The sequence below is a fragment of the Lacisediminihabitans sp. genome, assembly GCF_036569425.1.
Classification (GTDB): Bacteria; Actinomycetota; Actinomycetes; order Actinomycetales; family Microbacteriaceae; genus Lacisediminihabitans.
Window position 1 is genome coordinate 1 of record NZ_DATCQQ010000067.1, and the last position, 9,050, is coordinate 9,050.

6 protein-coding genes are annotated in these 9,050 nt (G+C 66.3%); 1 reads left to right on the forward strand and 5 read right to left on the reverse strand.

The window, feature by feature from the left end; all coding sequences use genetic code 11:
- Positions 1-35: 35 nt before the first annotated feature.
- The 3 genes from typA to VIM54_RS11145 all read right to left on the reverse strand — a co-directional run bounded on the left by typA (position 36) and on the right by VIM54_RS11145 (position 5,625).
- Positions 36-1,955 (reverse strand): translational GTPase TypA, encoded by a 1,920-nt coding sequence (gene typA, locus VIM54_RS11135; protein ID WP_331901334.1) that lies wholly within the window; start codon positions 1,953-1,955, stop codon positions 36-38.
- Between the two features lie 154 nt (positions 1,956-2,109).
- Positions 2,110-3,897: an ABC transporter family substrate-binding protein gene (locus tag VIM54_RS11140; RefSeq protein ID WP_331901336.1), complete on the reverse strand. Its 1,788-nt coding sequence runs from the start codon at positions 3,895-3,897 to the stop codon at positions 2,110-2,112.
- 60 nt (positions 3,898-3,957) lie between these two features.
- Positions 3,958-5,625, reverse strand: a complete 1,668-nt coding sequence (locus VIM54_RS11145; RefSeq protein WP_331901338.1) for an ABC transporter ATP-binding protein — start codon at positions 5,623-5,625, stop codon at positions 3,958-3,960.
- Between the two features lie 71 nt (positions 5,626-5,696).
- Between VIM54_RS11145 and VIM54_RS11150 the strand changes: the two genes are divergently transcribed.
- Positions 5,697-6,317, forward strand: coding sequence for a PH domain-containing protein (locus VIM54_RS11150; protein WP_331901340.1), 621 nt, complete (start codon positions 5,697-5,699; stop codon positions 6,315-6,317).
- Positions 6,318-6,328: 11 nt separating this feature from the next.
- On the opposite strand, the gene VIM54_RS11155 is transcribed toward VIM54_RS11150, so the two are convergent.
- Complete coding sequence (locus tag VIM54_RS11155; RefSeq protein WP_331901341.1) at positions 6,329-7,387, reverse strand: ABC transporter permease; 1,059 nt, start codon at positions 7,385-7,387, stop codon at positions 6,329-6,331.
- Positions 7,388-7,389: 2 nt separating this feature from the next.
- The gene (locus VIM54_RS11160) at positions 7,390-8,919 is read right to left on the reverse strand and encodes an ABC transporter permease (protein ID WP_331901342.1); all 1,530 of its coding nucleotides are present in this window, start codon (positions 8,917-8,919) and stop codon (positions 7,390-7,392) included.
- Between the last annotated feature and the right edge of the window lie 131 nt (positions 8,920-9,050).

The window sequence follows — 9,050 nt, forward strand, 5'->3', positions numbered from 1 at the left end:
CCCTGATGGGTGTGCGCCTTTTTGCTTAGATGCTGTTACGCGTTCTGCTTCTTGAGGCGCGAGGTCTTGCGCTGGCGGGCGCTCGCGTCGAGCTCCACCTTGCGGATGCGCACGAACTCGGGCGTCACCTCCACGCACTCGTCCTCGCGGGCGAACTCGAGGCACTCCTCGAGCGTCAGCTTGCGGGACGGCGTCATGCGCTCGAAGGTGTCCGAGGTGGACTGCCGCATGTTGGTGAGCTGCTTTTCCTTGGTGATGTTGACGTCCATGTCGTCGGCGCGCGAGTTCTCGCCAACGACCATGCCCTCGTACACCTCCTGGGTGGGCTCGACGAAGAACGACATGCGCTCCTGCAGGGCCACCATGGCGAACGGCGTCGCGACACCGGCACGGTCGGCAACGATCGACCCGTTGACGCGGGTGACGATCTCGCCCGCCCACGGCTCATAGCCGTGGGAGACGGCGTTCGCGATGCCGGCGCCGCGCGTGATGGTGAGGAACTCGGTGCGGAAGCCGATGAGGCCACGCGACGGCACGACGAACTCCATGCGAACCCAGCCGGTGCCGTGGTTCGACATGCCGTCCATGCGGCCCTTGCGCGCCGCGAGGAGCTGCGTGATGGCGCCGAGGTACTCCTCCGGCGAGTCGATCGTGAGGTGCTCGTACGGCTCGTGAACCTTGCCGCCGACCTGCTTCACGACCACCTGCGGCTTGCCGACGGTGAGTTCGAAGCCCTCGCGGCGCATCTGCTCGACGAGGATGGCGAGGGCGAGCTCTCCACGGCCCTGCACCTCCCAGGCGTCCGGACGTCCGATGTCGACGAGCTTGATCGAAACGTTTCCGACGAGTTCGCGGTCGAGGCGGTCCTTCACCATGCGGGCGGTGAGCTTGTGGCCCTTGACCTTGCCGATCATCGGGCTCGTGTTGGTGCCGATCGTCATCGAGATGGCCGGGTCGTCGACCGTGATGGTCGGCAGCGGGCGCACGTCGTTGGGGTCGGCGAGGGTCTCACCGATCGTGATGTCCTCGAAGCCGGCGACGGCGACGATGTCGCCGGGGCCAGCCGACTCGGTCGGGAAGCGGTCGAGCGCCTTGGTGATGAGCAGCTCGGTGACCTTCACGTTGTGCACCGATCCGTCGTGCTTGACCCACGCGACGGTCTGGCCCTTCTTGATCGTGCCGTTGAAGACACGCAGCAGGGCGAGGCGGCCGAGGAACGGGGAGGCGTCGAGGTTGGTGACGTGGGCCTGCAGCGGGTGCTGGTCGTCGTAGCTCGGAGCCGGGATGTGCTTGAGGATCGCGTCGAACAGCGGCTCGAGGTCGTCGTTGTCCGGCAGGGTGCCGTTCTCCGGCTTGTTCCAGCTCGCGGCGCCGTTGCGCCCGGAGGCGTAGACGACCGGCACGTCGAGGATCGCGTCGAGGTCGAGGTCGGGGAAGTCGTCTGCCATGTCGCTCGCGAGGCCGAGCAGCAGGTCCTGGCTCTCGGCCACGACCTCGTCGATGCGGGCATCCGGCCGGTCCGTCTTGTTGACGAGCAGGATCACGGGGAGCTTCGCCTCGAGCGCCTTGCGCAGCACGAACCGGGTCTGCGGCAGCGGGCCCTCGCTCGCGTCGACGAGCAGCACGACGCCGTCGACCATGCTGAGGCCGCGCTCGACCTCGCCGCCGAAGTCGGCGTGGCCCGGGGTGTCGATCACGTTGATGGTGATGGGGCCGCCGTCGCCGTTCTCGCCCGCGTGGATGCCGGAGTATGACACCGCGGTGTTCTTGGCGAGAATTGTGATGCCCTTTTCGCGCTCGAGGTCGTTCGAGTCCATGGCGCGCTCTTCGAGGTGCGCGTGCGCGGCGAAGGAGTTGGTCTGGCGAAGCATGGCGTCCACGAGCGTGGTCTTGCCATGGTCGACGTGCGCCACGATTGCGACGTTGCGCAGGTCATTACGGGTGGCAATAGCCATGGGTGTACATCCTTAACAGTGATCTGCGCAAAAGTGTTCTGGCTTGAGGGAGTTCTGGCGTGAGAACGTGGGAGGCCAGGAGAAAGGCGTTGCGGCAGGATCACGACAGTGGTGCCCTGCGCCCGCCAGTCTACCTTGGCAAGCCCGTGAGTCCCTATTTGGCTGGTTTGACCGGCGTCCAGGCCCAGATATTCCAGAGCAGATTGGGCGCGAGCGGCGATGGCGCGATGCCGGCGACGCGGTCGTTGAAGGCGGTGACCGAGGGAAACTGGTAGAGCGGCACCCCGTAGGCGTCTGCCCAGACCAGCGAATCGACCTTGTGCAGGATGGCGATCTGCGCCGAGCGGTCGACGGTGGAGTCGAGGGAGTCGATGAGGCCGTCGACCTGCGGATTGGCGTAGAAGTTGGAGTTGTCGATGGTCGAATCCGACCGGAAGGACGCGGCGACGGCGGAGACGGCGAGGCTCGACGGCCGCAGCGCGTAGAGCGAGGCATCGTACGCCCCGGCGGTACCGAGCAGCTGGCGCCAGTCGGTGCTCGAGCAATCGGTGACGGCGAATCCGGCCAGCGCAGCCGACTTCTGGATGAGGCCGAACTCGGCGACCCGACGCGGGTTGGACGGGTCGAACAGCACGCAGACCTCGGGGGAAGCCACCCCGGCGGTGGCGAGGATGGCCTTCGCCCCGGCGATGTCGACCCTCGAGTACTCGCGGGAGCCGTTGCTCCTCACGGCGGACTGATAGCCGGTCGACCCGGGCAGGAACACCTGCGAGGAGCGCAGCTGCGCGTCCTCCTGCACCGGCACGACGAGGGAATCGAGGATCTGTTGCCGCGGCACCGTCTTGAGGAAGGCCCGGCGCACGGCGGGGTCGGCGAATGTGCCGTTCTTGCCGTGATCGAACTGCAGGTCCAGGTGTTCGTACGCCCCGTCGAACCCGCTGAGGATGGTGGCGTTGTCCACCGAGACGAGTTGCTTCACCACGTCCTCGGTCGGCTGCGGAGACACCACGTCCACCTCTCCGCGCCGAAACGCCTCGACGGCGGCGAGCGGGTCGGCGATGTAACGGATCGTCACCCGCTCGAGACTCGGGCGGTGCGCGCCGGTGTACCGGGGGTTCGCCGTGAGGGTGACGTGGTCGCCCGGCACGAAGTCGGTGACCGTGTATGGGCCGGTGCCGACCAGGAGGTCCTTGTCTGGCCTGGCGGCGGAGATGTTGAAACCGGTGTCCCAGAAGCGCGCGATCTTCGCCAGCTTCGGGGCGTCATCCATCTGGATGGCGGCGATCATCGCCCTCTTGGCCGCGTCGTGGTCGCGAATGCCGAGCGCCTTCCCCGCCACGACGTGCGCCGGGACCCCGACCCCGAAGACGAGTTCCCAGTCCGCGAAGAACCGGTCGTAGCTGAGGGTGAGTGACCGGCCGCCGTCGCCGATCACCGGAGTCTTGGTCACGAGTTGCAGTCCGTTGCCACTGAAGCCGTCGAAGTGCACCACCGACGGCGGGAACGGCCGGGAGTACTTTCCGGTCTCCCGGTCGACGTAGGCGGAGTCGTCGAAGCTCGTAGTGTTGAGCGCGCCGGAGTTCGCGGCCCAGGACAGCAGCATGTCCGCCGCATCCACCGGCACGCCGTCCGACCAGGTCACTCCGGCCGCGATCGTGTACTTGACGGTCAGCGGGTCTCGGGACACCACCCGGTACGACCCGAACGAGGTGTCCCGCACGAGCCTGGGGGTGTTGTCGTAGTAGTTGAACTGGGAGTTCGTGGCCGAGGCGACGGTATTGTTGGCCGCGGAGTTTCCGTAGGACGTCTTGGGATTCGCGGAGTAGAACGCCTGGCTCGACGCGATCCTGATCGTGGTGCCGCTGACGACCGTGCTGCTGCAGCCGGCGAGCGCGAAGGCCACGATCAGGGCGACGACCGTCGCGACGGATCGTAGTCTCACTGCATCTTTCCGTTCATGGCGCACCCCTCCATGCTAGGCATGGAGCGCGGCGCGGAAAGACTAGGACGCCGCCCGCTGCTCCCGGCGGAGCTTCTGGGCCGCGGGATCCGGCAGCGGAACCGCCGCGATCAGGCGCTGCGTGTATGCCTCCTGCGGGTTCCGCAGGATGTCTTCCTTGTTGCCCTGCTCCACGATCTTGCCGTGGTTCATCACGACGATCCGGTCGGCGAGAAGGTCGACGACCGCGAGGTCGTGGCTCACGAAGAGACAGGCGAACTTGAGCCTCGACTGGATCTCCTGCAGGAGTTCGAGCACGCGCGCCTGCACGGACACGTCGAGCGCGGAGGTCGGCTCATCGGCGACGAGGAGCTTTGGGCTGAGAGCCAGGGCCCGCGCGATGCCGATGCGCTGACGTTGCCCTCCCGACAGCTCGTGCGGGTAGCGGTTGCGAAAGCTCTGCGGCAGCTCGACCTGCTCGAGCAGCTCCTCCACGCGCGTGTTGATCTGCTTCTTGTCGAAGAGCCCGGACAGGAGCAGCGGTTCGCCGATGCTCTCCCCCACCGGGAATCGCGGATTGAGCGAGGACCCGGGATCCTGGAAGACGATCCCGAGGCTGCGGCGCACCGCGCGCAGTTCCTTGGTGCTCGCACCGGCGAGGTTCTGCCCGACCACCGTCAGGGTGCCGGCGGAGACGGGCACGAGGCCGACCGCGGCTCGAGCGATCGTGGTCTTTCCGGAACCCGACTCGCCGACGAGGCCGACGATCTCCCCGGGGTAGATCGAGAACGACGCCCCCTCGACCGCGGTGAACGCGGGCACCCGACCACGCTTCGGGTAGACGACGCTCACGTTGTCGAGCACCAGCGCCGGCTGCTCGGTGCGTGTCGCTTCCTCGACGACCGCCGCCTCGCCGGTGCCGAGGTGCGGCACCGCGGCGAGCAACTCCTTCGTGTACGGGTGCTGCGCATGGTTGAAGATCGCGTCGACAGTGCCGCGTTCGACGATCTCCCCGTACCGCATCACGATGACGTTGTCCGCGAGGTCCGCCACGACCCCCATGTCGTGGGTGATGATCACGATCGCGCTGTTGAGACGCGTGTGCAGGTGCCGCAGCAGGTCGAGGATCTCGGCCTGGATCGTCACGTCGAGCGCCGTGGTCGGCTCGTCGGCGATGAGCATGTCCGGGTCGCAGGAGATCGACTGCGCGATCATGGCGCGCTGGCGCTGTCCGCCAGACAACTGGTGCGGGTAGGAGTCGAACGCCTTCTGCGGATCGGGCATTTCGACGAGCTCGAGCAGCTCGAGCGCGCGAACCTTTGCCGCTGCCGGGGTCAGGGGGAAGTGGATGCGCAGGGCCTCCATGATCTGGAACCCGATGCGGTAGACCGGGTTGAGCGCCGTCATCGGCTCCTGGAAGATGACGGCGATGTCTTTTCCGCGCACTTGGCGCAGCTTGGCCGCCGTCGCTCCGATGAGTTCCTCGCCGTTGAGCCGAGCGCTGCCCGTGGCCCGCCCGTTGGCGGGGAGCAGGCCCAGCAGGGACATCGAGCTGACGCTCTTGCCGGATCCGGACTCGCCGACGATGGCCAGTACCTCTCCTGGGCGCACGACGTAGTCGAGGTTCCTGGCGGCGGGAATCCACTCGCCTCCGACCCAGAATTCCACTCCGAGCTTGTTGACCTCGAGGATGGGTGCGTTCGAGTCGCGGGTGTTCGTCTTGGGATTCATTTCTGCTTTCCACCTGCAATTCTGCCGAGTGCTCTTCGTGACGTCCGCGCTCCCCATGGGAGCATGGACGAATGGCTGAGACCGTTGTGCTTCGATCCACCTTTGGAAAAATTCTGACGATCAGCGTGATTGTCGTCGTCGTGGCGTGCCTCGTCGCGTTCGGCGTGCAGGGCGAAGTCGCCGTCGCCATTCGCTTCGTTGCCCCGCTCCTGACGCTCGCCTACCTCGTCTGGCTGGTCTATTGGGCGCCCGCCGTGGAGGTCAGCGACGGAGGAGTCAAGCTCGTCAATGTGTTCAGGACGATCGACCTTCCGTGGCCGGCGATCGAGAGGATCGACACCAAGTACGCGCTCACGCTCTTCACGCACTACGGGCGTTTCGTCGCCTGGGCGGCCCCGTCGGCCGGCCGGCACCGATTCATCAACACGCCCAAGGAGGATGCCCGCGGGCTCCCCGAGAGTTCGTTCGTCGCCGGAACCCTCGGCCAGGGCGACCTGCCGAACACGGAGTCCGGTGACGCCGCGGCCGTCGTGCGCGCTCGCTGGGAGACGCTGCGCGATGGCGGCCACCTGGACAGTGGCGTCCTGGACAGCACGATTCAACCGGTCATCTGGAGCCCCGTCAAGATTGCGACGGTAGCCGTGCTCAGTGCGGCGAGCCTCGCATCGCTTCTGGCGTTCTCCGGTCGGTAGGGGCCTCGCCACTAGAGGTTTTCCGCGTTCGACGGCCGACGCCGGAACCAGCCGGCGATCACCTGGCCCATCTGGCGGTACGGCCCCGTGCCGCCCGGAATCCGCCGCTGGCGTGGGTCGAAGGCGTCGCGGAGCCCATCGCCGATGAAGTTGATGCCGAGGGCGATGATGATGATGAACAGGCCGGGCCACCAGAACAGCCACGGCCTGGTCTGGAACGCTCCCTGGTACTCGTTGATGAGCTGGCCGAGCGACACATCGGGGGCGGCGATGCCGAACCCGAGGAAGCTCAGCGCAGCCTCGGTGAGGATGGCGCCACTCATGAGCAGGGTGGAGCTCACGATGACGACGCCGACGGCGTTCGGGAGGATGTGCTTGAAGATGATCCGGCCCGTTCCAGCGCCCGCCACCCGGGCCGCGTCGACGAACTCCCGCTCGCGCAGGCTCAGGAACTCCCCGCGCACGAGTCGGGCGAGGGCGGTCCAGCCCAGGAAGCCGAGTCCGATTCCCAGCGCAGCCGCGCCGAGTCCGCCGACGGCGCGACCGAGGACCGCGCCGATAATGAGGATCGGGAAGATGATGAAGAGGTCGGTGAGGCGCATCAGCCACTGGTCGACCCAGCCGCGATAGAAGCCCGCGAGGGCTCCGATGACCACGCCGATCACGGCGGCGATGCTGCCGAACAACAGGGTGACCACGATCGACTGCTGCGCGCCGCGCATCACCCGGGCGAAGATGTCCCGTCCGATCTCGTCCTGCCCGAACGGGTGCAGCCCGAAGTTGAACGGCAGGGTCCAGGTGGGGTTCCCCTTGTTGATGATGGCGTTCTGGGCCTCGTAGCCGAATCTCCACCAGCCGGGAATCTGGAGGCCGAGGAGGTTGAAGCCGATCGACGAATAGACGAGGGCGGCGACAAGCAGGAGCGCGACGATCGAGATCATCGCGCCGCGGTGGCGGAAGAACCGCCGGCGAACGATGGTCCCCTGGCTGAGTCCCTCGACCTCGCGCTGCTCGATGGTCATCCCCGCGTTGGCCGGATCTTCGGGGGTTTGGAGTAGCAGGTTTGTCATGGTCAGCTCACCCGAATTCTGGGGTCAAGTGCCGTGTAGGCGAGGTCGGCGAGAATGTTGAAGACGATGGCGAAGGTGCCGACGACCAGGAAGACCGCCATCAGCACATTGAGGTCGAGGGGGTCCCTGAGCGCCGTGGTGAACAGCGATCCCATCCCCCGCCAGGCGAAGATCGTCTCGGTGATCACCGCTCCTCCGATGAGGCCTCCCACGTCGAAGGCGACGACGGTGATGATCGGAATCATCGCGTTACGGAAGGCGTGGCGCATCACCACCGTGCGCTCGGTGAGTCCCTTCGCGCGAGCGGTGCGCACGTAGTCCTGGTTCATCACCTCAAGCAGGCTCGCCCGGGCGTAGCGCGTGTATCCGGCGAGCGAGATCAGGATGAGGGACATCGTCGGCAGCAGGAGGTGGGTGTAGCTGTCGATGACGTGCAGCCAGATCGAGCCCTCGAGGTCTGGCGTGTTCGCTCCGACGGTGGCGATCGGCCGACCACCGACCGCGCTCACATAGTCCGGCCAGGATCTCATCAGCCGGTCGGCGAAGACGAGCAGGCCGACCAGGAACGACATGATGGCCGCCGTGCGCGCCGCCGGCCAGCGGTCGTCCCTGCCCATGAAGTAGCCCACCGCCAGCCCGACGGCAATCGACAGCACACCGAGCAGCTCGAGCATCCAGAAGGCCGGGAAGGCGGCGAAGAGGAACTGGAGCGGATACCAGAGCGCCACGCCGATTCCGACGGTGATGAGCGCGGCGTACAGCGCGCGACGGTTGGACAGCCCGGTCGTGAGCGAGGTGACCATGAGCGCGGTGAGCGCCCCGAGGACGGCGATGAGAACGGGCCCGAGCTGAGGAGTCGTGAACCAGTCCGTGACCACGAGGAATCCGAGTGTCGCCGCGGTGATGACGGTCGCCGAGCCGAACACGATAAGCCGGGGCTTGCCCTCGCCGCCGATGATGCTCATCCAGATGAACCCGGAGACGAGGGATATCACCGCTATCGACAGCGGTGATATCACGGGCGAGCCGAGGAAGTTGTTGAACCCGATGGCCACGTAGAGCTTGAGGAGCACTGCCACCCAGAACGCGGGGAGCGAGAAGAACAGGAACGAGAGGAATGTCACGGTGTAGTCGTAGCCGCTGTACTGGCGGATCGCCGTGCTCATTCCGATGGCGACACCGAAGATGACCGCAAGCAACGTTGCCGCGGTGACGAGCTGGAGGGTGTTCGCCGCTGAACTACCGACCAGGCCGATGACGGAGTGCCCGTTGACGCTGTCGCCGAGGGTGAATTGGCCGATGAAGACCTTGAGGATGCCACCCAGCCAGATGAAGAAGCGCAGGGGGGTCGGCACGTTGAGCTGAAGCTGGTCGATGCGTGCCGCGATCAGGGCCGCCTTGTTGGGGGCCGTCGACCCCCGCAGGTCACCGAGCGGGTCTCCCGCGAGGGAGGCGAGGTTGTAGATGAGGAAACTGGCGACGAGGAGCACCAGGATCGAGGCGCCCAGGCGCCGAATAATGAACGAGAGCACAGTTGCTGGTCGTCGCTTTCTGTTGCACGAGGAAGCCGAATACGCGACGACTGGCTGTCGACACGACGAAGGCTATTTGACCACATGGAGAGGGAAGTCGCCTTGACTCATTAGTGGCCAGGGTGGATCAA

Coding starts and splice junctions, on each gene's coding strand:
- typA (WP_331901334.1), bottom strand. CDS start 1,955: ATGGCTATTGCCACCCGTAATGACCTGCGCAACGTCGCAATCGTGGCG.
- VIM54_RS11150 (WP_331901340.1), top strand. CDS start 5,697: ATGGCTGAGACCGTTGTGCTTCGATCCACCTTTGGAAAAATTCTGACG.
- VIM54_RS11145 (WP_331901338.1), bottom strand. CDS start 5,625: ATGAATCCCAAGACGAACACCCGCGACTCGAACGCACCCATCCTCGAG.
- VIM54_RS11155 (WP_331901341.1), bottom strand. CDS start 7,387: ATGACAAACCTGCTACTCCAAACCCCCGAAGATCCGGCCAACGCGGGG.